Origin of the sequence: Bacillus sp. FSL W8-0770 (assembly GCF_038008705.1) — a bacterium.
In the GTDB taxonomy this organism is placed as follows: Bacteria; Bacillota; Bacilli; order Bacillales; family Bacillaceae_G; genus Bacillus_A; species Bacillus_A cereus.
In genome coordinates this window covers 2,794,873-2,817,415 of sequence record NZ_JBBOZR010000001.1, presented here as the reverse complement: position 1 = coordinate 2,817,415, position 22,543 = coordinate 2,794,873, and the positions used below count along the sequence as shown (strand labels likewise).

Sequence of the window (22,543 nt, the reverse complement as noted above, 5' to 3'; positions counted from 1 at the left end):
GAATTTAACATGTCGGATTGGTTTCAATTAGATAAAGAATATATGATGTCTACGTATTGTCGTACGAAGGTTGCGATAGAAAGAGGAGAAGGATGTAAACTATATGATGTAGATGGTAAAGAGTATTTAGATTTATTTTCTGGCGTAGGAGTAAATGTATTAGGATACAATCATCCTAAAATTGTACAAACGACAATGGAGCAAGTTACAAAATCGTTGCATCTGCCGTTTCATTTTTTAAACCCAGTTGCGATTGAGTATGCAAAGAAATTAGTGGATTGCTCATTAAAAAACGGAAAGGTCTTTTTTACAAACTCTGGTACGGAAGCGACAGAAACAACTTTGAAATTAATTGATAAATATAGAGCTAATACGAATGAAGAACGTGAAGGAATTGTAGTGCTGAAGAATAGTTTCCATGGGCGTACGTTAGGGGCACTTCATTTTACGAGACAAGAAAGTGTATATCAAAATTTCCCTAAAACATCGATTCCTGTATATGAAGTAGAGCGCGAAAATATAGAGCAATTAGAAGAAACAATTATTCATGAAAATCCAATTGCGATTATGCTAGAGCCGGTTTTAGGAAGCGGGGGGATTTATCCTTTATCGCGTGAATATTTACATGGCGTTCAAAACTTATGTGAGAAATACAATCTACTACTTATCGTTGATGAAATTCAAAGTGGTATGGGAAGAACCGGGAAACTGTTTGCGTATCAAAATTTTAATATCACACCGGACATTATTCAAATTGGTAAAGGAGCAGGAGGCGGGATACCGCTAGGAGGAATTATTGTAGGTGAAAAGCTATGTGATGTATTTGCACCTGGAGATCATGGAACAACATTTGCTCATTCATCAATGGGAACGGCTTTAGGGTTAACGGTATTAAACACATTGATTGAAGATGGTTTAATGCACGAAGCGTATGAAACGTCACTATATTTAAATGATAAATTACAAGAAATTCAGAAAGAAAACTCTTATTATATTCAGGAAGTACGTCATGCTGGTATGATGTTTGGAATTAGTTTAAATGATACAAATGAAAATGTGAAGAAATTACAGGTAGAGCTAATGGAAAAAGGGATATTAGTTGACGTAACACAAGGGAATATTATCCGTTTACTTCCTCCATATATAATTACAAAAGAAGAAATTGATACATTTACTACTCAATTTATTACTTGTATGGATAAGGTTGCTACTGTAGTAAGTGCTTAAAAATTAAAAGCTATATTTTATATAAAGTGCACTCTAATTGTTGGGGATAGTTTACAATTGGGGTGCATTTTTTATAGTTGAATTTTGTAAAATACAGTCGTTTGTATATGATAACGGAAAAATAGAAGGAATTTCGTTATATTTGAGTGGTGAAGAAAAGGGAAAGTAAGTATAAAGATAGTAGATAAAGCGGGTGGTTTAAATAACTAATGATAGAACGTTTTGAAAATAATAGCATACGAATATATAAATAATAAGAATGAGGTGATATATTGGAAAATAATGATATTCAATTTACTTCTTTACAAATGAGAACGGATAAATATGGTTGGGCTAGTATTCAATATACAAATAAAAAGCAGGCTATCTTATATACTCGAAACGGAGGAGTAGAATGGGATGTTGTCAATCCTCTTAATTCAATTGTATTATGTGGGTATCCAATAAACGCTCGAAGCTCTTGGGCATATGGTTTAACAAAAAAGAATGACGATTTATTGCCAGCTATATTTTATACAGTTAATAGAGGAGAAAGGTGGAGTGAGTTTATTTTACCGGTTGAAGAAGATTGGGAGAAATCGACTGATGTTCAAGTACAATTGCATGCTACGAATATGGATAGTATATGGATTGTATTATCTAGAAAGCTTGCATCAAATAAATTTGAACATAATTTATACTATTTGAAAACGAAAGGGAAAGTTTGGAAAGTAATAAAAAATATAAGTATTAGTGATAGTATTTCAGGGATAACATTTATAAACGATCTAATTGGGGTTATTTCACTACAAAAACATTATGAAACATCAACGGTATTTAAAACAATAAATGGTGGGGAAAGTTGGCATCCTATAAAAGATATTCCAAGTCTTGAAGGAATTAATAATGGGACTGCTATGGCTTATAAAGCAATCTATAAAAATAACTTATTAGTAATACCAACTAAAATGAATGATGATGTATTTTTAATGAATTACTCATTTGATAAGGGGAATTCGTGGCATATTTCAAATAAAACAATAAATACTAGTAAAGTGGCTGTTTCGTTTTTTAGTTCCTATTATGGCTGGGTTATAAATAGTGAAAATGGGAGTGTGTATCAAATAATAAAAAAAGGAGCAAAATGGATTAAAGTATCAAGCAATCCATTATTAAAAAATGTATTTTGTTTGCATTTTTTTAATCGGCGTAAAGGTTGGGCGTGTAATAAAAAAGAAATATTTACTACAAAAGATCGCGGTATAACATGGAAAAAGGTAGTATATAAAATTAATAATATTGATAAATTTATTTAAAAAAGTCCTAAAGAAATTAGGACTTTTTTTGTTTTTTATGGTGAGAGTTGTAACAAACAATGATAAGAGAAAGGAGGTAAGTGCAGAACTTATATTTTTAAAAATAGACGGTTGTTTTTACACAGTATAATTCACTTTTGAATATGTTAATAAAGTAGCAAATTCATAGGAAATGGTAATACTTAATATTTTATGTCACATAATGTGTAAAGGGGGCGTGTAATGAAATCGTTAACGGTTATTATTTTGTACAGTGAAAGAGAGCAAATATTAGAAGAGTCAATTCAATCTATATGGAAGCTAAATCCTCTTGAAATTATAATTTTCGTTCCTAACGATAGAAGTAATTTGTATGAAATAGCAAGGAAACATAAATGCCATATTGTTTTGATGGATAAATATAGTACGTATTATGATGGGTATGAAGCTTCTGTAAAGGCAGCAAAAGGAGATGTATTGTTATTTGTAGATAGTAATTTTTTATTATCTTCAACTGAAATGAAGAATTTTATTGAGCCAGTTGTTACAAATCAGGCTGATGTAGTATTAAACAAAATAGATGAATTTATAGAGGTTGGTAAATGTCCAAATATGGATATTATTTGGAGAAAAATGTTAAATGAAATTTTAAGTCGACCAGATTTAAAAAGCAATTCAATACTTTCATTACCATATGCACTTACGAAAGAAGTAGTGGTAAATATCGGGTTTGATTATATAAAAGATATCGTTCTAGCTCATATGAACATAGTGAATCAAGGCTGGCGGATTAACAATCAATATGCAATAAGAATGTTATCTAAAGATGAAATGTTAGAAGAAGAAGGGTATTTATTTAAAAAAGAATTATTAGAAAATGAAAAAGAGAAAGTGGAAAAATATTTAATTGGTATATCCAAATGGATAGAGAAAAAGGGAAGAAGAGTAGGTTTTACTGATGCAGGAAAAAGAAGAGATATTATTCAAAGAGTAGGTGAAAGCAAGCAGTATCCTTCGTATCATCGAGGCTGGGGAATGCATTCTTCAATTTATAACGGGAAACAGCTTTCTGTCATTATACCAGTACAAAATGAAGAAGAGACTATAGAACAAGTAATACTTGAGGCGAGAAAAATAGAACCACTAGAAATAATTGTCGTTGTAAATGGTTCGACAGATCAAACGGCTAATATTGCTAAAAGACTTGGTGTTACTATTATTGAATATAACGAACGACTTGGTCATAATGTTGGACGTGCTATTGGAGCGCTTGAAGCTACAGGAGATATTCTTTTATTTATTGATGGTGATTTTAGTGTTTCAGGAAGTAATTTGCATCATTTTACAAAAGCAGTTTCAGCTGGTGTAGACATAGCATTAAATGATTTGAATCCGATGTTACATCCTCCGTTTTATGTTGTAGACGTCGTAAAATATATGCTTAATTTAGCATGTAATCGTCCAGAATTAAGCAATGGCTCATTAGTAGCAATTCCACATGCTATGAGTAGATCATGTTTAGATGCAATAGGCTGGGAAAGCTTACTATGCCCTAGTCTTGCACAAGTAAAAGCTATATTACAAGGGTATAGAGTAGAATGTGTACATTACGTTGATGTTGTAAAACCGAATAGAATTCGTTTAATGGAGAATGTAAGTCACAATGGACATCCTCCGGCAGTATTAAGAATAATTGGTGATCACGTTGAAGCTCTCTCTTACTTAATAGAACATCTTGAAATAGATGGAAAGGGTGATTAAACTGTTAGACCAGTACAAAAAAATTAACATTTCATATGAACAATTATGGCAAATGGATTTTCAAATTACAGAACCATTTATACTCAAGGTTGATTGGGATAAAGTAACGTATGAATTTTTAATTCGTATTAAGCCCGATGCTTCTAACACTATTGTTTTTGGATCCGGAGCAGGTGGGTTTCAAGAACAGCCAATTGGTCCACCTATTTTTCATCGACATTCTTGGATGGATGAATTTGAAGATACTGTTATATATTATAATGACCCTACGTTATATCTTGGAAAATTATCTTTAGGCTGGGGACAGGGAGAGTTAAATAGATTTTATTTACAAGATATAGCAAATATTTTAGAAATAGTATTTGCAAAGTTAAAAGTTGATTCGAAAAATGTGTTGTTTTATGGCAGTTCCGGGGGAGGATTTATGTCTTTAATTTTAGCTGGATTCGTTAAGGGCTCCACAGCTTTAATTAATAATCCTCAAACAAATTTATTAAAATGGATACCTGTACCAATAAATCTAGTTTTCGATTTGTCTTATCCAAATTTATCAAGAGAAGAAGTTGAGGAGAAATTTGGCGAAAGAATTAATGTTGTGAAATTTTTTAATCACATTAAATATGTACCGAATATTTATTTTTTGCAAAATTTCGCGTGTGAATTTGATGTGCAAAATCATTTGCTACCATTTATTTCCGAATTAGAGCAACTTGATAAAGACACGGAAGTAAATCAAATTATAATTGACTTATATTTTGATAAAAAAGCAGGGCATGCAGCTGTAGGGAAGAGTGAAACAATTGAATATATAAAAAAAGTAAAACCTAATCAGACTGTAAAAGAAGAACAAAAAGAAGTGGACCTATCAGTCGTTATAGTTTTAGGAGAAGAAAAATCAAAATTGAATCAAATTTTAAATAAAGTGCAGCATATAAAACCGATAGAAATTATTATTGTAGCTGATGATAGAATGAGTGCGATACAATCTATACCAACATTTGTTGAAAGTAACGTTGTTGTGATTGAGGAGAAAAGTAAACGGAAAGCACCAGTTCATGGGGCAAAAATCGCCAATGGTGATGTAGTCTTATTTTTAGATGGGGAAGATGTTATTTTTTCGGTAGAATTAGAGCGATTTATAGAACCGATACTGAAAAAGGAACAGGATGTAATCTTAAATAACATAGACTCCGTATGTTTTGAAAAGATGAGAGTAGAATGGCCAAGTATTGCTATGGTGTATAGAAAAATAGTAAACGATGTATTGGGGCGTATGGATTTAAAATATGATTCGATGTTATCTATGCCATATGCTATTACTAAAAAAGCAATTGAAGACATTGGATATGATATCTTGCAGAACCCTATTCTGTCCCAAGTAACTCTTATTGAGAAAGGGTGGCGACTACAATCCTCGTCAGCCATCACTAACACCTCCTTGAATAATATGCCCGCAAACGAAACCTCTTTCTATAAAAATGAATTAACTAAATTAGAAGTATATGAGATTAAAGAAAATATAAAAGCTTTGGAGAGTTGGTTACAACGAAAAGATGATAGAGGTAACTATACAGATGGAGGAAGAAAAAGAGAAATTATAGAGCAGTTAAAAAAACAAAAGAATTATTCACGTTTCCATAAAGGATGGGGAATGAATTCATCAATTTATAATGGAAAACAGTTATCAATTATTATACCAGCACAAAATGAAGAATCAACGATTAAAGAAGTTATTCTTGAGGCAAGAAAAATTGAACCGAAAGAAATAATTGTTGTCATTAATGGGTCAACAGATCAGACAGAAGTAATCGCTAAGCAATCAGGGGCAACAGTAATTGTTTATGAAGAAAGATTAGGGCATGATGTAGGACGGGCAATTGGTGCACAAGAAGCCACAGGGGATATACTTCTCTTTATTGATGCTGATTTTGCTATTCCAGCAAAAGATCTTCATCCGTTAACGCAAGCTGTTGCGGATGGTGTTGATATGGTTTTAAATGATTTAAATTTAAATCTTAGATTTCCTCTATATATTGTAAGTTTATATAAATATATGTTGAATATTGCTTGTAACCGTAAAGATTTAGGGGTAGGATCTACAATTGCTGTTCCCCATGCTATTAGTAGAAAATGTTTAGAGGGAATTGGCTGGGACACTCTTCACACAGCGTGTGTTGCACAAGTAAAAGCAATATTAGAAGGGTATAAAGTCGGATGTGTCCATTTTGTAGATGTAATGAAACCAAATCGTATTCGTCCAAATGAACACTTCGCAACAGTAGGACATCCACCAGCTGTATTGAGAATTACCGGTGATCATGTAGAAGGGTTTTCTTATTTACTAAAGAATAGGGATTTTAAAGATTTATTTTAATTTGGAAGCTACTTTATAAATCGGCTTGAAATAGCAACGGATAAAGTATGAGTTACGTATTGGAATAAAAACAAAATTTTAAAAATTGCTTTTTTAATTCAGTGTAAGTGAAAAGTAAAAACCTCTTCAAATACATGAAGAAGTTTTTACTTTTTTATTTCAATTTATTATAAGTATATAAAGTAAAGAGTAAATAAAGCAGTAACGGAATTAACTTAATATTAGATGCAAGAAAGGAGAGAATACCTTTTTTTACATCAATAAAAGGTATTTTAAGATTTATTTAGAAACTAAAGTCAATCCAAATGGTGGTGCAGAAATATTCGTAAGGTGCAATGATGAAAGTTTGTCTAATTTTAATGTAATACCATTTAGCGCATGTATTTCTATTGCAGTGAAAGATGATTTGAGTTTCTTAGTTAATTTAGATAGTTTAATCAAACGTTAATTGCCTATAAAACGAATAGTAAAATAGCATCTAATTTATAAAAATTAGTACGAGAGTCGTGTCCGAATTTAATCAACTGCATATATTGTTAAAGGAAAGGAGGGAGAGTTATGGCATGTATTACGAATAATGTTTGTTTAGATGTGTGTCTTAAAATTACAATTACCCCTGGTAGTGGAATTGATGCAGTAGTAGATTGTGGAGGCGAATGTGGGACAAGTCCTACAATTATAATTAATCCTAGTGGATCAATTGTTATTACTTTACCATTAGTTGCATGTTTCTCAATTGCACTAAATGATGATTTAAGTGTTGAATCTTCATTAACAAGCCTTTCTTTTCAAACTTCTTAAGAAGATACAGAAATGAAAAACCTGCCTTCTACTTTTCTTTTGAGTTGATGTAAAAATAAAAAAGATGGTTACAACCCATCTTTTTTATTCTGTCATATATTAAAAATGATATAATATATTATTTAGTAGGCAGGATGTATAATTAGAAGCACTCTTTACCTCTTTTTTGTTCGATGAGGTAAGAAATTGCTTCTATATGATCGCCAATGATTTGTTGTGTTGCTAATGAAAGGGAACCTCCCTCAGAGAAGTGTTTTTCAGGTCGAACACGATTCAATTTATCAACGTCGACAGAATGGACATTTTGTACATGTAAGCCTGCTACAATTGTTTTTACTTGACTTAAGGTTGGTGAAAGAAGTGAATCAAACCCAATTGTATGAATGCATTTTCGACTAAAAGCATGAGGGACAGCAATTGTGGATCCCATACCTAAATCTTTTCGATTACATGCTAAGTTGATAGCATATTTACATGCGGTGACAATAGAATACGGTAGACGATACATATAGTAGTGCTCTAGTTTATTTAAAGCTAAGTCTGTGCCATTTTGAATAGATTGTACAAATGGTAATAAATCATGACTAGAAATTAAGAAATCTCCATCTATAAATAATAGTATTTCACCTTTTGCAAAAAAGGCACCAACAGCACGTCCTGTATCATTTCCAAGTGCTTCTTCGTAGCTTATAACTGTTGCACCGCAACCCTTCGCCAATTCCTCTGTTTTATCTGTGGATCCATTAACAATAACAATAATTTCAAAAGGTTTTAATTTTTGCACCTCAAAAATGACAGATTCTATCGTTTTTTCTTCATTTTGAACAGGGATGATAACTGATAATTGTTGATCTCCATAAGTATTTGAATAAAACTCTTTACCTGTAATTATTTTTGGAATGGATTTTTGTTCTCCGTTTTGAAGCCCTAAAATAATATCCCGCTTTCGATTATTATCGGTATAGTTTCCTCTTGGATCTTGCATTTTACTTATCCAATTTGCAATGGCTTCAAGATGATAATGAATGAATTGACTTGAAGGAAAAGAGGGAACTTGAGGGATAGAAATGTTTAATTGATCGCAAATCCGAAATTTATGTTTAATAATTTTCATTTGGGCCAATATTGGATTTGATAAACTATCTGGAGTAATTACCTCAAGCGCTTCTTTTGTCATTGCGTAGGGAGGAAATAATAAGGAGTTAATATTTAAATCTGGGCGATAAAAAAAATGATTCGTAACTTGTTGCCAAATCATTGCTATATTTGGCTGTTGTTTTTGATAAAAAAAATCGTCTAAATTATTTAATACGACGTCAGCACATCCATTTAGTAATGGTTGAAGAAATTGTATAAGTAAGGAGGGGGGAACCATGTAATTTTCATCTAAAAATAAGAGATACTGCCCCTTTGCTTTTTTTGCACCAATTACATAAAGATTAGGAGATTCTATCGGTTCTTCTAGTGTAATAATTTCACAATTGTAGGAATCTGCACTCCCAATTGAATCCTGGGTATATCCGTTAATAGTAAGGATAATTTCTAAAGGCTGTAGTTGTTCACATGCTTCCAAAATTCTAGGTAATTTTTTTATTTTATGTTGTATAGGGATAATAATAGAAATTGAATTTTTACACATAAGCAGTCTCCTTTTTAATCAGAGGTAGTTGTTAATAAGGTTAGATAAAATAGGAGATATATTTTCCTTTTGTTATAAGCATAACAATCATTTGTTTTTATCAGACTCACAATTTTCATTACTTGAGTTAGACTTTTTATTTATTCCAGACGCGAGTAAATTATTGAGAACGCTAAGGTCTAATTGCATAGGGATGGAGTTTTCGGATGTAGTTTTCTCATTTTCTTTTTTTGTAGTTAATATAGTCTTTATATTTTTTATTTCTTTATATTGTTTTAAGGTAATGAAAAATCCAGAAATAATGAAGAGAAAAGAAACAGTGGTAAGTAAAAGTATTATTTCCAACATAAAAGAGCCTCCTTTAAAACTACAATAATATTATAGTTAAATGTAATAAAACAGAATTCGAGTTAATGAGTTCACTTTTTAAATATATGCAAATCTTAAGTAAAAGTTACTGATTTCTAAGTTAGAGGAAGCAATTATAGAAACGTTATAAATATAAATAAATGAAAGTTTCATTTGTAGTGTAAAGGTATATATTATATAAGCTAAACGTCATTTTATAACAAGTTAAACAGGGTTTAATTTTATATAAAAAGAGCATTTAATTGGACAAATAATTAATTATGTGAAATAATAATAACAGATAAGGAGACGTTGTTTTTCCTTAAGTGCTTCGAATTAATTTTATTCAATAAGAGAAGGTGTGCTTAAAGAAGTTAAATTAAATAAGGAGCTGTTTTATTATATGCAACAAAATAATGATTTAAATTTTGAACCTCAAGACGTTAATATTGTCAATCCTAAACAAGCCAGGAAAGCAGTAATTGCTACTGGTATAGGGAACGCAATGGAGTGGTTTGACTTCGGATTATACGCGTATTTAGCGGTAATTTTAAGTCAATTATTCTTCTCAGGTGTTGATAATAGTGGATTGCAACTTGTACTTACATTCGGTACATTTGCAGCAGCTTTTCTCGTTCGACCAATCGGAGGTGTATTCTTTGGTAGAATAGGAGATAAGTACGGCCGAAAAATCGTGTTAAGTACTACTATTATTTTAATGGCACTTTCTACATTATTCATCGCATTACTACCAACCTATGAACAAATTGGTGTATGGGCACCAATACTACTTTTAGTTGCCCGAATGATTCAAGGCTTCTCTACAGGCGGCGAATATTCAGGAGCAATGGTTTATATCGCAGAATCTTCTCCAGATAAAAAGCGTGGTATACTCGGTAGTGGTCTTGAAATTGGAACACTCTCAGGTTACATTGCTGCATCGGTAATTGTTACCATTTTGACGTTATTGTTAACAGATGAGCAAATGCTCAGCTGGGGATGGCGTATTCCGTTCTTAATAGCTGCACCAATTGGTTTGGTCGGTTTATACTTACGCCGTCATCTAGATGAATCTCCAATCTTTGAAGAGATGGAAAAAGCACAAGAGGAATCTGAAGACAATGAACAATTTTCATTTATGGATATTATTAAATATCACAAAAAAGACTTCTTATTAAGCACAGTAATTGTCGCCTTCTTTAATATTACAAATTATATGATTCTTTCGTATATTCCTTCTTATCTAACTCAAGTACTTAAAGTCGAAGAAACAACAGGCTTATTAATTATTTCTATTACGATGGCACTTATGATTCCACTAGCACTATATTTCGGTAAATTAAGTGATAAAATTGGTAATAAACGCGTTGTGCAAATTGGTTTACTTGGTTTAACTGTATTTGCAATTCCAGCATTTTTACTAATAGGTAACGGACATATTGCAGCTATATTTGCAGGTATTTTCATATTAGGTTTCTTCTTAAGTGTATATGAAGGAACATTACCTTCATTATTACCATCACTCTTTTTCACTGATGTACGTTATCGAGCACTTTCGATCTCATTTAATATTTCTGTATCGATATTCGGTGGAACAACACCGCTTGTATGTTCATACTTAGTTCATGCAACTGGTAACCCGCTCGCACCGGCATTTTATTTAGCAGGTGTAAGTATTATTGGATTAGTTGTATTTAGTGTACTATTCGTTACGACTTCAGGGCGTGCGCTAAAAGGTTCATATCCTACAGTAGAAACGAAAAAAGAAGCACACCAAATCGCTAAAGAAGATCCTGAAGAAACACTTTGGTGGCATGAAGAGTCATTAGAAATTGAAGCAGGGAAGAATGCTTCCATTTAAAAAGCAACGTAGAAGTATAAAAAGACTCCTATGAATATAGGAGTCTTTTTGTTACGTTATTTCTTTCGTTTCTTCAAATTTTTTTGATATGCATAAAGCTTATGAATCTCTTCCTTAAATTCATGTAGAAGTACAGTGTTTGCACCATTTGAATACCGCACAGTATTATAAGCATCTATAATAATATCACTTTGAATATTTACATCTTCTTCATCGTTTATTCTTTCTAGCCAAGTTTCAACAGTTTCTCCCCGTTTTCTATTTAAAGGAGAGGTTAACTTACTCTCTAGCTTAAAAATTCCCTTCCGAATTTCGTTATGTGGCGGTTTATTTCGTTTAAAACGATTTTGGCTCATTCCTTCTTTATCAGTAATGATAGTAGATTCGAAGACGTGCATATTTGGTAAACTTAAATGTTTTCGTTTTTTTACTATTTTCCAAACGACGTAAATAGCGATAGCTGTACAGACTATTATTGTAGTGCTATTTATGAGTATTGGATTAAAATCAGGAATTTTTTTTCCGTCTTCAATTTTTGGTTTTAAGAGATGTCCTTTATTTGCCCAAACACCTTCAGTATCTTTTAATTCCGCTGCTTTAATTAATGGCATTAAAGCATAGCCGACGCCTAATGCGACTACTTCCGTTATAAAACCAAAAATAAGTCGAATGAAAGGAAATACTTGAACAATGAATATACTCATTAAGCCAATCGTAATGATAGAAGCAAAACGTAATAGTTGTTGTTTGCGATTTGCCCCGGTTAACCAAAATGTAATCATAAGATGCAAGGCTAACATTAATAGTTTCCACAACGGTGGAAAGGGTGCATAAAATATAGCTGAAACAACAAACCATACAATACCACCTAAAGATTTTTGAACTGGATATCCAGGTCCGACCACATGTACGATAAAGAAAAATAGTGGTAATATGATTGTGCCAAAAAGAGAAAAAGGTAAAAATAAAGAGAAAAGAACGATTTGAAGAACTAAAAGTATTACAAATCCTGTTGTTTTTTTCTGCATAAATTTATGAATAAGAAATACTCCAATATAGCCTGTTGTTAAAAATATTGCAATACTAATTAGTTCATCTCTTTCTGTTAATAATGAAAGCAGGAGGAGCAGAATGAAATCATGAATGTGATATAGCCAAGTTTTCAACCGATTCCACCATCCCTTCACTAGTAATGAGAAACGTTGGCTGCGAGAGAAGAGGGAGTTCATTTCTTTGTAAACCAATGTATATCATTGTAGACGATCGTTCTCTCTTTCTCTTTACATAATGAAGGAATCCTTGTTTCGGAAGTAACGTACTATCATCTGAAATACGGGCTAATTCTTCTAAAGCTTTTGCATATTGCGTTTGCCCTTCATGTAACGATAAATGTAATGCACCACCTTCTGCTAATACACTAATAAATAATTCAAACGGTATGTGATGCTTCGTTGCATATTGGCAAATGTATGTTGCGAATGAAATTAAATCTTCAACATTATCTTTCCAACCAAATCCACGATCGGCAGCTAAAGAAAGACAAATCGTCCAACTATAATTTTTTACAGGTTCATATTGCTTCGCTTGTAATTCCTGCATTTTAGCAGATGCCTTCCAATGAATAGAACGGAATGATTCACGTTCATAGCGTTTTACACCTATAATAGATGTTTCGTCATTGTAAAAAGAAAAATTCGTTTGATAGGATCCGATTAAAAGTTGCTGAAGTTCTTGCAAACCTGATACTTCTTTAGGAGAAGGATACACAATAATTTCAGTCCTTAATTTATCAAAAACAGGTAAATGTACAGTTAATAGATGAAATGGATCTTTTAATACACATTCAAACTGTTCAATTTGAAACACACCACGCTTCGTTGCGGTTAATGTTAAACCCCATTTTTGTGCCGAATGTGCAGGTTGTGAAAATGGGAAAGAGAATAATGTTTTTGATATTTGTTCAATGCCTTGCTCTTTATGCGGTATAAGGGACGAATTTAAATGAAAGTAACAAACACCATTAACGAGCGGTATGCTGGCTCCATTTTTTAAATGAATAAAAAACTGTCCAGATTCCTCAGGAAAAAGCCGTGTAGTTTGTTTCTCATTTATGATTTGAAACTTCTTCTCTATGAAAGCGACATATTTATAAATAAAAATCGCAAATATATAATAGAAGAAAAAGAGAAACATAAGCATTCGTTGCGGGAAAAAGAATGTGAAAAGTAACGCGATTGGAACGGTTAGTTGAATAATATGGAGTTGAAAAAATAAAGGCACAGTTACAACACGCTGTCCATTCATGCTTGCTCAATCTCCACAGGTACGTCAACTTCTTTTAAAATACTTTTCATAATATCATTTTTTGTCGTACGCAGGGCACCTTCCATTGATAAGACGATACGGTGATTCCAAACAGAAGGAACTAACAATTGTATATCTTCTGGTGTGCAATATTCTCTCCCGCGTAAAAAGGCTAAAGCTTGAACAGCACGTACTAAAGCTAATGTGGCACGTGGGCTTACACCGTTAGCGATATAATCGTGATTTCTTGTAGCATGAGCAAGTTTAATAATGTAATGTTCTAACGGTTCCGAAACAAATATTTCTTTTACTCGTTTTTGAGATTCTAAAATATCTTCTAATGAGATGACAGATGTGACACTTTCTAATGGTAAATCGTTCCGAAAACGTCGCATCATTTGTAGCTCATCTTCAGGAGTAGGATAACCGATTGAAATCGTCATTAAAAAGCGATCAAGCTGTGCATCTGGAAGAGGGAAAGTCCCTTGTGATTCAATTGGGTTTTGCGTCGCAATAACAAAGAACGGTTTCGGCAGAGGCGTAGATTGTTTTTCGAGCGTCACTTGTCGTTCTTCCATCGCTTCTAACAAACTCGACTGCGTTCTCGGCATTGCACGGTTAATTTCATCTGCCAGCAAAATGTTTGTCATAACTGGTCCAATTCTTAATTCGAATTCGCTTGTTTTTGGGTTGAAGTATTCAATACCTGTTATATCACTTGGAAGTACATCGGGGGTGAATTGAACGCGAGAAAAACTACCACCAATACTTTTGGAAATGGTTTTCGCCAGTAACGTTTTCCCAGTACCAGGCACGTCTTCGAGTAGTGCATGTCCATCAGCAAGAAGTGAAACGAGCAGTAGATCAATAACATTTTCTTTCCCAACAAACACAGATCCGATGTTTTCTTTCAATTTATTTATCATATGTACCATTCCTTTCGTTATAAAAGAGCTAATATTTCTATATTTTAACAAATTATTCAGAAAATTTGTATGGTTTTTTAATTCAAAGAAATGGATATTTAATTATTAAATTACTCTTGCATATTTTGGAATATGATTATACAATATCGATATACGATGTATCGTAAGTCGATATATCATAAGGCGATGTATCGGAGGTAGTTATAATGAATGGGAAGGCGCAAAAATATATTCCGTTAACTGAGGCGACATATTACATACTGTTATCACTAGTGAAACCAATGCACGGATATGGAATTATGCAAATGGTAGAAGAGATGACAAATGGGGAAGTAAAGCTCGGTCCTGGTACTTTATACGGGAATACGACGAAATTACTTAAAGAAAAATTAATTGTTGAAGTTGCCTCTACAGATAGAAAGAAGTGCTATGAGTTAACGCCGTTTGGGAGAGAAGTACTGGAACTGGAGTACAACAGATTACAGCGGTCTGTAAAGAATGGAAACAGTATATTAGGGGAGTGAATGGGAAATGGAGACAAAGAAGGTATTCAAACCTTTTGCGATATGGAGCTTGGAAAAAGAAGAAGCTTTTTTAAGAAAAATGCATCAAAAAGGATGGGCTTTACAAAAGTATAATGTAATGTATACGTTTAAGAAAACTGAACCAAAAGATGTAGTATATAAAGCGGATTTTAGACTGGATTATAAAGATTCAAAAGAAAAACAAAAAGAATATATTGAAATATATGAAATGTGTGGATGGAAACATGTAACGAGTTTTGCGAAGTGGAATTATTTTTGTAAAGAAGTAGACGAGGAAAATGAGTTACCTGATATTTATTCAGACAAAGAAACGAAGATACAAAAATTTGTTGAATTGATACAGTTCGTTGCAATTATGTTTGTAATGTTAATTCCAGTGCTTTACTTATGTTTTCTTGGAGTATCAGAATCAGGATTATATAAAGGTATGGTTGGGTTTTTAGTTTGTATATATTTATATGCGTTTATTAATTTATTTAGGAAGATTAAAAAATTGAAAAAGGAAATATTTTAACAAAGAGTGATATTCTTAGAGAAGATTATTGATGGGAATCAACTTCTCTAATTTCTATATATATTTATTTTGTTCATTCTTTTTTATATAATAAAAGACCAACTTTTTAATTCATAGAACTAACAGTTACAAAGATAATACCATAATACCAGTAACAACACCTAAAAAAATCATAAATGAAGAAATAATCAATAATAACGAACTAGCAATTAATATTAATTTATTAGATTTTTAATTTTTAAAATGGTAGTAAAGTAAAAGACTATAAATAGTAGAAACAAACCATATTGTTAGACCGTAAGGAGTCGTTATTTTCTCCCAATCGAAGATCCAAAAGTAAAAGATGACTATATGACAAGTTAATAGTAGAAATATTGATAGAAGCGTTATTTTTTTATTATTTGTTTTACCTCGCTTATGTAAACATTTCCAAAAGAGTGCGAAGTTTAACATATAATAAGGAAGAAATACATTTTTAATTAAGTTATTAAACGGAAAAATCCCTTATAGAAAAATCTATTTCTATAAGGGATAATCATGTTTTTATTAGAAAGACTGATTTTGCGCAGGTTTAATAAATTGTTCAGGGTTTTCAACAAGTCCGCATACAGCACATTGGACACGGTATGTAGGTCCTTGATAGGCCATATGAAAAGCATTCATCGTTTCATTTGTGTATTCTTCTTCTACTTGACCAGTTTGTGGATTTATTTTGACTGGTTTTACTTGTTGCTCAAGAATATTAAAGCGAGTACGGTTCGTTTTACAGCTTGGACATAGCATTGGTTCCATATGTATACACCTCCATTTGTATCATTTCTTAAAATCTTTAATTTTATGCAAGCAAAAAACTTTCTCAATATAAATAGGTGTTTAATGTATTTAAAATTCAGAAAAAATAAAATATAATAAAAGTACGAACTGGTTATGTCCAAACCAAATCTCCTGTTTTATGCCAATAAGCTGGGGGGCCGAGAAATCGGCCTCATTTTTTTTGCTCATTACTACAAGGAACAAGGTTTTTGTGAGACTTTTGTCGAAATTTTAGGGATAGATACAAAGGGGGATGTAAAATGGATTTGAAAATGAAGTACATTATTTTATATGTAGAAAAGTTTGAGGAATGTTTAAAATTCTATAAAGATATTTTACAGTTACCTATAAAAGCAGAGCACGGTACATATATTGAATTTAATACTGGAACTACCATTTTAGCGATGAATACGCGGCAAGATGTGAAAGAATTAACAGGACTACCGCTTACAGAAGGTGAATTAAAGTCTTCTCATTTCGAATTAGGATTCGTTGTTGAGAATGTACAAGAAACGATTGAGCAATTTAGAGAACAAGGAATCAAGATTTTAGTTGAACCGATTGTAAAACCGTGGGGACAAACAATTGCCTACATTGCTGATCCAGATGGAAATTATATTGAAATTTGCAGTTCATTAGAATAGAGGGAGAAAGAGAGATGGGATTTCCAAAACTAGAAACAGAACGTTTACTCTTAAGAGAACTTACACTATTAGATGCAGAAACGATGTTCCAATATTTTTCGAAAGAATCAGTTATACGTTATTTCGGAATGGATTCTTTTGAAAATATTGAGCAAGCGAAAACAACGATTCAAACGTTTAAAAATCGTTATGAAGAGGGCAGTGTATTTCGCTGGGGAATCGAGAAAAAAGGGACGGGCCAATTAATCGGAACGTGCGGATTTCATTTAATTAATAATAATCATAAACGAGCTGAAATTGGTTATGAATTAGATGATACATATTGGGGACAAGGATATGCATCGGAAGCATTACAAGCGATTTTAGCTTACGGATTTGAAATGCTGCAACTAATAAGAATCGCAGCGGTTGTATATGTAGAAAATAAAGCTTCTCAAAAATTGTTAATAAAAGCAGGATTTCAAGAAGAAGGATTACTTCGAAAACATATGATTCAAAATGGAGTTGCTCATAATACTATTTTATATTCTTTATTAAAAGAAGAGTGGAAGAAGTAATGAGCACAAACGAACTTATAACGATTATGAAGAAGCATAGGGAAAATAGATTCATTTTAGGTATAGATGGTTTAAGTCGATCTGGAAAAACAACATTCGTAACCAATTTAAAAGAAAATATGAAACAAGAAGGCATTCCGTTTCATATTTTCCATATTGATGATCACATAGTGGAGCGTAATAAACGATATCATACTGGATATGAAGAATGGTACGAGTATTATTATTTACAATGGGACATTGAATGGCTAAGGCAGAAATTTTTTCAAAAGCTACAACATGAAACAAAATTGAAATTACCTTTCTTTCATGAAGAAACAGATATATGTGAAATGGAAAAAGTACAGATTCCTATTGTAGGGGTAATTGTTATTGAAGGAGTTTTTCTGCAGCGAAAAGAATGGAGAGATTTCTTTCATTATATGGTCTATTTGGACTGTCCAAGAGAGACAAGGTTTCTACGTGAGAGTGAGGAGACACAGAAAAACCTTTCAAAATTTGAAAACAGGTATTGGAAAGCAGAGGATTATTACTTAGAAACGGAATTGCCGAGGGATAGGGCGGATTTAGTCATCCAATGATTTGAAAATAGAAGGTGAATAGAATGAATATTTTATGGGATTTTGATGGGACGTTATTTGATACGTATCCTGCATATACAATGATGCTTTCTGAAATATTAGGTGACTTAGTAGAAAAACAAGAAATATACAACAACTTAAAAATATCATACTCTCATGCAATTCAGTATTATAATATTTCATGCGAGCAGGAAGAAAAGATTAAAGTTTTGAAGGAGAAATTCACGCCAAAAGATATGAAACCTTTTGCAGGTGTCGAAGAGGTTTTGAAATTTGCAGATAAAAATGTGATTATGACCCATAAACATAGGACAGGGGTTATGGACATTTTAAAATATTACGGCTGGGAAAAATACTTTGTAGATATGATTACAATTGACGATGGCTTTCCACGAAAGCCCAACTCTTTAGCTTATAATCATTTACATAAAAAACATAATATTGATTTAGCTATTGGAGATAGAGAATTAGATTTATTACCTGCAAAAGAATTAGGTATTTCAACATGTATGTTTCAAGGTGATTGTGATGTAGCGGATTATTCTTTATCACATTACTCGGAGTTTTTTAAGATAGTGAGTGATAGAGAGTTTTCTTTATAAAAAAAGTTATTAATAAAGACTGAATCTTTCATTTTAAAGGTACAGTCCTTATTTTTTAGAACTCTTTCATTTTATTCTGCAATAACGGGCAGCCTGATTGCTTCAACTAATAATCAGTGGAGGGTGAACAAAACCTCCACTGATTAAAGTTTCACTTTATTTTCTGTATATAATAATTACTAGAGATTAAAGGATAATCGTCCATCTTTAATAAGGAAGTGGTCAGTTTATTTTAACCAAATTATGGTTATTCATGTTAATATGAACTCATAGCTATATAGAAGGGGTGGGGTTAGTATGAAAACTGAAATAGTTCCTAAAAAGAAGTATAGTATAATAAGTTATGTATCTTTACTCATCGGCATTTTGTGTTTTCTATTCGTTTTTATAACGCCAACAAGGATAGCCAATGCAGGTAATATAGTTGGAGATTATATTACAATTGCCCTGACAGGTGTAGGTATCATGCTTTCAATAATCACAATGACGAAAAGAACAGAGAAGAAGGGAATTGCTATTCTTTCATTAATACTGTCCTCATCATTTTTTATATTTTGGATCATAGCAATTATCCTATTGTTTACTGGTCAAATTAGTTTTGCGCCGTAATGTGTAGTAAAAAGAGTCCTTCTCGTATGAAGGACTCTTTTTACTTGGTATCTTCAGGTTGATATTCTAAAATATCCCCCGGTTGGCATTCTAATGCTTTACATATTGCTTCTAAAGTTGAAAAACGGACTGCTTTTGCTTTTCCATTTTTCAAGATAGAAAGGTTAGCCATTGTAATTCCAACCTTCTCCGAAAGTTCTGTTACACTCATTTTTCTTTTTGCTAACATTACATCAATATTAATAATAATTGCCATATTATTCACCTCAGACCGTTAAATCATTTTCTGATTTTATATCTATAGCATCTTTTAATAGTCTTTGGAGAACGGCAGCAAAGACCGCGATTACCATTGAAGAAAAAATCATAATCATTCCGATAATAATAATGCCAGGGGCATCATCTCTCTCTGCCACGAGATAAAAAAGTGGCATACCTAATACATATAATACACTAATTGCCAATGCGCTGTACTTAATATTTTTTAAAGCTTGAACAGATAGCTCTGAGAATGCGTTATTTTTATCAATATAGTTTAAAAGCTTAAATGTTTGGTACAGTGCGAAGTAATAAGGTATTGCTGTTGCGTATAAATTGATAAATACAAGATATTTAATATATGCAATATCTGGATATAATTCTGCGGCAAAATTTCCTATTTTAGGGACTAAAAAAATGCACATAGCAAGAACGGGGATTCCGATTAGAATTACAACGGTCTTTAAAAAGAGTGTGGATCCTTGTTTCATAAAAAGCACCTCATTTATTTAATATCTTATTAATTTAACATGAAATTTATTGTTTAACAATAAATTTTTATTTCTTTTAATCGAGGATTTATTGTTAAACAAGTAATTAATGAAAAGGATGTTAAATCTTTTTTATAAGATAAATGATACATATCGATATTTAATTAAAGAAAGAGAAAGTAACTATTGTTAGCTTTATGAGAATTGGGAACTAATAAAACATATGTAGGTTTTGGTATGGAAAAGGAAATAAGGTGTATTGAAATGAATGCAAAGTTTATGGAGGAACAATCATGTTGAATTATGGTGTGAAGATGAAAAAGTTACTATTAGTGGGAGCTATAATAGTAAGCGTATTAAGTACGGAAAGTATGATGAATTATCATGCGGCCAAAGCTAAGGTGAAAAAAGTAGAACACCAGCCTAAAAATATAATTATGATGGTTATGGACGGAACGAGTTCAACGGCGACAACATTGGCTCGCTGGTATAAAGGGGCACCGCTTACGTTAGATCAAATTGTAACAGGAGGTGTTCGTACGTTTTCGGCGGAATCAGCTATTACAGACTCAGCGCCAGCAGCAACAGCTTTAGCAACTGGAAATAAATCGAATTCAGGATATGTAGGTATATTACCTTCTATTGTAAGTTCGCCTAGCTTACAGCCAATAAAAGAAGAAGAAAAGTTACGGCCGGTCGCAAACGTATTAGAAGGCGCAAAATGTACTGGTCGTGCAACTGGCATTGTTGCTACATCTGAAATTCAGCATGCTACTCCGGCCGGATTCTCTGCTCACCATGTCAATCGCAAACATTTTGACGTAATTGCGAAGCAGCAAGTATATCAAAATATAGATGTCGTATTAGGCGGGGGAAAAGCGGCGCTGTTACCTATGAAAAGTAATGGAATCCGAAAAGATGGTGAAAATTTAGTAAAGGTGATTCAAGACAAAGGATACGATTTCGTTGAAACGAAAGATGCGTTATTGAACTCCAAATCTAATAAAATTTGGGGCTCTTTCTCACATCATGCTCTTGCGTTTGATATGGATCGTATAGCAACAAATTCAGAACAACCAACACTTTCTCAAATGACAGAAAAAGCAATTCAAACATTATCAAAAGATAAAGATGGCTTCTTTTTATTCGTAGAAGGTAGTAAGCCTGATTGGGCAGCTCATGCTAATGATCCAATTGGGATGATTAGTGATGTATTAGCATTTGATGAAGCGGTAGCAAAGGCGTTACAATTTGCGAAGAAAGATGGGGATACGATGCTCATCGCTTTAACTGATCATGGTAACAGCGGCATCTCTATAGGGAATAGGAATACGACAAAAGGATACAATACTACACCGGTTTCTGTATACATTGATCCATTGAAAAAGGCGAAAATGACACTTGAAGGAACTATAAATAAACTGAAATCTGATTTATCAAATGTAGAAGATGTAGCTAAACTATACGGTTTGGATAATCTAACTCATGATGAAAAAGAACAATTAAAAGTGGCAAAAAAGAAAATGGATGTAGGACGAATTTTTACTACATTATTGGCTAATCGTGCAAATATCGGCTTTACGACAGGAGGACATACAGGTGAGGATGTATTCTTACATTCTTATGGACCTCAAAAACCAGAAGGCTTAATCCAAAATACAGACATTGCGAAGACGATGGCGAAAGCGATGGGCTTTAACTTAGAAGAAGTAACGAATAAAATATTTTTAGAGAGTGAACAAGCCTTTAAGAAAATCGGTGCAACTGTAACAGCCGACAAAACCGAAGGAGCAAACCCGTTACTCGTAGTAAAACATAATAAAGTAGAAGCACAATTATTTGGTAACAAAAATATAATTCGTATCAATGGTAAAGGGTATGAATTAAGAAGTATTATTGTAGAGAGTAATGGAAAGTACTATGTACCAGAAGAAGCAATTCAACTATTTGTAAAGCATTCTCGTTAAAAAATTGCCAACCAGTTAAGCTAACTGGTGGCAATTTTTTGTGTTTATTCTAAATATAAGGGCTCGAATTGTTTTGTAATTTTTTTATATGAGACTTGTATAAATGTTAAAGGGAAATTATATTTTTTTCTTACATTAAAAAAATTTCATTTTGTAGAATAAGAAGTTATACATATAGTAAAGTCTAATGTGTTATCAATTAATATTTACGAAAAATATATTAATACTTTAGAATTTCTTTAATGTTCATTATTTTTTATTTAAGGTTATCCGTTATATTTATAATATGTTTATTTCAATTTATTGTATTGAAGCTCAGTTTTATATAATTATAAAGCAATCATCAAAATAAAATCTCCACTAGAGTAAATTTATTGTTTTTTTGTGGAAATTATTATGCAGCTAAGAAAACTGTAGTTTATTGAATTAGAAATATATTAGAATTTA

General features: G+C 32.3%; 23 protein-coding genes and 1 pseudogene. 15 read left to right on the top strand and 9 right to left on the bottom strand.

Going from position 1 to position 22,543, the window contains the following annotated elements:
* Positions 1–9: 9 nt before the first annotated feature.
* The 6 genes from NST27_RS14535 (at position 10) to NST27_RS14510 (ending at position 7,437) form a co-directional block, all read left to right on the top strand.
* Entirely contained in the window at positions 10–1,227 is a 1,218-nt protein-coding gene (locus tag NST27_RS14535; protein WP_001286501.1) for an aspartate aminotransferase family protein, read from the top strand.
* Positions 1,228–1,499: 272 nt separating this feature from the next.
* The gene (locus NST27_RS14530) at positions 1,500–2,522 is read left to right on the top strand and encodes a hypothetical protein (protein ID WP_000429617.1); all 1,023 of its coding nucleotides are present in this window, start codon (positions 1,500–1,502) and stop codon (positions 2,520–2,522) included.
* Between the two features lie 222 nt (positions 2,523–2,744).
* Positions 2,745–4,262: a glycosyltransferase family 2 protein gene (locus tag NST27_RS14525; protein ID WP_000839303.1), complete on the top strand. Its 1,518-nt coding sequence runs from the start codon at positions 2,745–2,747 to the stop codon at positions 4,260–4,262.
* 52 nt (positions 4,263–4,314) lie between these two features.
* Positions 4,315–6,636: a glycosyltransferase family 2 protein gene (locus NST27_RS14520; protein WP_001986534.1), complete on the top strand. Its 2,322-nt coding sequence runs from the start codon at positions 4,315–4,317 to the stop codon at positions 6,634–6,636.
* A gap of 256 nt (positions 6,637–6,892) precedes the next feature.
* A complete protein-coding gene (locus tag NST27_RS14515; RefSeq protein ID WP_033689307.1) occupies positions 6,893–7,084 on the top strand; it encodes a hypothetical protein in 192 nt (63 codons plus the stop codon).
* 110 nt (positions 7,085–7,194) lie between these two features.
* Positions 7,195–7,437, top strand: coding sequence for a hypothetical protein (locus NST27_RS14510; protein WP_000752186.1), 243 nt, complete (start codon positions 7,195–7,197; stop codon positions 7,435–7,437).
* A 142-nt stretch (positions 7,438–7,579) separates the two neighbouring features.
* Here NST27_RS14510 and NST27_RS14505 read toward each other — a convergent pair whose 3' ends face one another.
* Positions 7,580–9,076 carry a glycosyltransferase gene (locus NST27_RS14505; protein WP_000335273.1) on the bottom strand — a complete coding sequence of 499 codons (1,497 nt, stop codon included), beginning with the start codon at positions 9,074–9,076 and terminating at the stop codon, positions 7,580–7,582.
* 87 nt (positions 9,077–9,163) lie between these two features.
* Positions 9,164–9,424 (bottom strand): hypothetical protein, encoded by a 261-nt coding sequence (locus tag NST27_RS14500; RefSeq protein WP_000889748.1) that lies wholly within the window; start codon positions 9,422–9,424, stop codon positions 9,164–9,166.
* A gap of 403 nt (positions 9,425–9,827) precedes the next feature.
* Here NST27_RS14500 and NST27_RS14495 point away from each other — a divergent pair, with 403 nt between their 5' ends.
* On the top strand, positions 9,828–11,285 hold the full coding sequence (locus NST27_RS14495; protein ID WP_001186923.1) for an MFS transporter: 1,458 nt from the start codon (positions 9,828–9,830) through the stop codon (positions 11,283–11,285).
* 56 nt (positions 11,286–11,341) lie between these two features.
* Here NST27_RS14495 and NST27_RS14490 read toward each other — a convergent pair whose 3' ends face one another.
* Genes NST27_RS14490 through NST27_RS14480 form a run of 3 tightly spaced genes read right to left on the bottom strand, consistent with a single transcriptional unit; the run spans position 11,342 to position 14,515 of the window.
* Complete coding sequence (locus NST27_RS14490; RefSeq protein ID WP_000860481.1) at positions 11,342–12,451, bottom strand: DUF4018 domain-containing protein; 1,110 nt, start codon at positions 12,449–12,451, stop codon at positions 11,342–11,344.
* Positions 12,423–13,589 carry a DUF58 domain-containing protein gene (locus NST27_RS14485; RefSeq protein WP_001014393.1) on the bottom strand — a complete coding sequence of 389 codons (1,167 nt, stop codon included), beginning with the start codon at positions 13,587–13,589 and terminating at the stop codon, positions 12,423–12,425. The genes NST27_RS14490 and NST27_RS14485 overlap by 29 nt, the downstream gene beginning before the upstream one ends.
* Entirely contained in the window at positions 13,586–14,515 is a 930-nt protein-coding gene (locus NST27_RS14480) for an AAA family ATPase (RefSeq protein ID WP_047386390.1), read from the bottom strand. The genes NST27_RS14485 and NST27_RS14480 overlap by 4 nt, the downstream gene beginning before the upstream one ends.
* 206 nt (positions 14,516–14,721) lie before the next feature.
* Here NST27_RS14480 and NST27_RS14475 point away from each other — a divergent pair, with 206 nt between their 5' ends.
* A complete protein-coding gene (locus NST27_RS14475) occupies positions 14,722–15,039 on the top strand; it encodes a PadR family transcriptional regulator (protein WP_001013434.1) in 318 nt (105 codons plus the stop codon).
* 7 nt (positions 15,040–15,046) lie between these two features.
* Positions 15,047–15,574 (top strand): DUF2812 domain-containing protein, encoded by a 528-nt coding sequence (locus NST27_RS14470; protein ID WP_000448424.1) that lies wholly within the window; start codon positions 15,047–15,049, stop codon positions 15,572–15,574.
* A gap of 106 nt (positions 15,575–15,680) precedes the next feature.
* Here the strand turns inward: NST27_RS14470 and NST27_RS14465 are convergent.
* Positions 15,681–16,027 (bottom strand): annotated as a pseudogene (locus NST27_RS14465) (hypothetical protein).
* A gap of 93 nt (positions 16,028–16,120) precedes the next feature.
* Positions 16,121–16,366 carry a hypothetical protein gene (locus tag NST27_RS14460; RefSeq protein ID WP_000433602.1) on the bottom strand — a complete coding sequence of 82 codons (246 nt, stop codon included), beginning with the start codon at positions 16,364–16,366 and terminating at the stop codon, positions 16,121–16,123.
* A 281-nt stretch (positions 16,367–16,647) separates the two neighbouring features.
* On the opposite strand from NST27_RS14460, the gene NST27_RS14455 reads away from it, so the two are divergent.
* The 5 genes from NST27_RS14455 to NST27_RS14435 all read left to right on the top strand — a co-directional run bounded on the left by NST27_RS14455 (position 16,648) and on the right by NST27_RS14435 (position 19,380).
* Positions 16,648–17,031 (top strand): VOC family protein, encoded by a 384-nt coding sequence (locus NST27_RS14455; protein WP_000364497.1) that lies wholly within the window; start codon positions 16,648–16,650, stop codon positions 17,029–17,031.
* A gap of 14 nt (positions 17,032–17,045) precedes the next feature.
* A complete protein-coding gene (locus NST27_RS14450; protein WP_000506653.1) occupies positions 17,046–17,588 on the top strand; it encodes a GNAT family N-acetyltransferase in 543 nt (180 codons plus the stop codon).
* Complete coding sequence (locus NST27_RS14445; protein ID WP_000106121.1) at positions 17,588–18,169, top strand: kinase; 582 nt, start codon at positions 17,588–17,590, stop codon at positions 18,167–18,169. The genes NST27_RS14450 and NST27_RS14445 overlap by 1 nt, the downstream gene beginning before the upstream one ends.
* 23 nt (positions 18,170–18,192) lie before the next feature.
* Complete coding sequence (locus NST27_RS14440) at positions 18,193–18,771, top strand: HAD-IA family hydrolase (RefSeq protein ID WP_001024229.1); 579 nt, start codon at positions 18,193–18,195, stop codon at positions 18,769–18,771.
* 297 nt (positions 18,772–19,068) lie between these two features.
* Positions 19,069–19,380: a hypothetical protein gene (locus NST27_RS14435; protein WP_000845560.1), complete on the top strand. Its 312-nt coding sequence runs from the start codon at positions 19,069–19,071 to the stop codon at positions 19,378–19,380.
* Between the two features lie 40 nt (positions 19,381–19,420).
* Here NST27_RS14435 and NST27_RS14430 read toward each other — a convergent pair whose 3' ends face one another.
* Entirely contained in the window at positions 19,421–19,636 is a 216-nt protein-coding gene (locus NST27_RS14430) for a helix-turn-helix domain-containing protein (RefSeq protein ID WP_000974620.1), read from the bottom strand.
* Positions 19,637–19,646: 10 nt separating this feature from the next.
* Entirely contained in the window at positions 19,647–20,129 is a 483-nt protein-coding gene (locus NST27_RS14425; RefSeq protein ID WP_000809119.1) for a DUF2975 domain-containing protein, read from the bottom strand.
* Positions 20,130–20,422: 293 nt separating this feature from the next.
* Between NST27_RS14425 and NST27_RS14420 the strand changes: the two genes are divergently transcribed.
* On the top strand, positions 20,423–22,096 hold the full coding sequence (locus tag NST27_RS14420) for an alkaline phosphatase (protein WP_047386385.1): 1,674 nt from the start codon (positions 20,423–20,425) through the stop codon (positions 22,094–22,096).
* The last annotated feature ends 447 nt before the right edge of the window (positions 22,097–22,543 follow it).

What these genes read in the sequence shown, in the direction of transcription:
- NST27_RS14535 (WP_001286501.1), top strand. Translation starts at nt 10, where the DNA reads ATGTCGGATTGGTTTCAATTAGATAAAGAATATATGATGTCTACGTAT.
- NST27_RS14525 (WP_000839303.1), top strand. Translation starts at nt 2,745, where the DNA reads ATGAAATCGTTAACGGTTATTATTTTGTACAGTGAAAGAGAGCAAATA.
- NST27_RS14520 (WP_001986534.1), top strand. Translation starts at nt 4,315, where the DNA reads ATGGATTTTCAAATTACAGAACCATTTATACTCAAGGTTGATTGGGAT.
- NST27_RS14510 (WP_000752186.1), top strand. Translation starts at nt 7,195, where the DNA reads ATGGCATGTATTACGAATAATGTTTGTTTAGATGTGTGTCTTAAAATT.
- NST27_RS14505 (WP_000335273.1), bottom strand. Translation starts at nt 9,076, where the DNA reads ATGTGTAAAAATTCAATTTCTATTATTATCCCTATACAACATAAAATA.
- NST27_RS14500 (WP_000889748.1), bottom strand. Translation starts at nt 9,424, where the DNA reads ATGTTGGAAATAATACTTTTACTTACCACTGTTTCTTTTCTCTTCATT.
- NST27_RS14495 (WP_001186923.1), top strand. Translation starts at nt 9,828, where the DNA reads ATGCAACAAAATAATGATTTAAATTTTGAACCTCAAGACGTTAATATT.
- NST27_RS14485 (WP_001014393.1), bottom strand. Translation starts at nt 13,589, where the DNA reads ATGAATGGACAGCGTGTTGTAACTGTGCCTTTATTTTTTCAACTCCAT.
- NST27_RS14480 (WP_047386390.1), bottom strand. Translation starts at nt 14,515, where the DNA reads ATGATAAATAAATTGAAAGAAAACATCGGATCTGTGTTTGTTGGGAAA.
- NST27_RS14475 (WP_001013434.1), top strand. Translation starts at nt 14,722, where the DNA reads ATGAATGGGAAGGCGCAAAAATATATTCCGTTAACTGAGGCGACATAT.
- NST27_RS14470 (WP_000448424.1), top strand. Translation starts at nt 15,047, where the DNA reads ATGGAGACAAAGAAGGTATTCAAACCTTTTGCGATATGGAGCTTGGAA.
- NST27_RS14460 (WP_000433602.1), bottom strand. Translation starts at nt 16,366, where the DNA reads ATGGAACCAATGCTATGTCCAAGCTGTAAAACGAACCGTACTCGCTTT.
- NST27_RS14455 (WP_000364497.1), top strand. Translation starts at nt 16,648, where the DNA reads ATGGATTTGAAAATGAAGTACATTATTTTATATGTAGAAAAGTTTGAG.
- NST27_RS14450 (WP_000506653.1), top strand. Translation starts at nt 17,046, where the DNA reads ATGGGATTTCCAAAACTAGAAACAGAACGTTTACTCTTAAGAGAACTT.
- NST27_RS14445 (WP_000106121.1), top strand. Translation starts at nt 17,588, where the DNA reads ATGAGCACAAACGAACTTATAACGATTATGAAGAAGCATAGGGAAAAT.
- NST27_RS14440 (WP_001024229.1), top strand. Translation starts at nt 18,193, where the DNA reads ATGAATATTTTATGGGATTTTGATGGGACGTTATTTGATACGTATCCT.
- NST27_RS14435 (WP_000845560.1), top strand. Translation starts at nt 19,069, where the DNA reads ATGAAAACTGAAATAGTTCCTAAAAAGAAGTATAGTATAATAAGTTAT.
- NST27_RS14430 (WP_000974620.1), bottom strand. Translation starts at nt 19,636, where the DNA reads ATGGCAATTATTATTAATATTGATGTAATGTTAGCAAAAAGAAAAATG.
- NST27_RS14425 (WP_000809119.1), bottom strand. Translation starts at nt 20,129, where the DNA reads ATGAAACAAGGATCCACACTCTTTTTAAAGACCGTTGTAATTCTAATC.
- NST27_RS14420 (WP_047386385.1), top strand. Translation starts at nt 20,423, where the DNA reads ATGTTGAATTATGGTGTGAAGATGAAAAAGTTACTATTAGTGGGAGCT.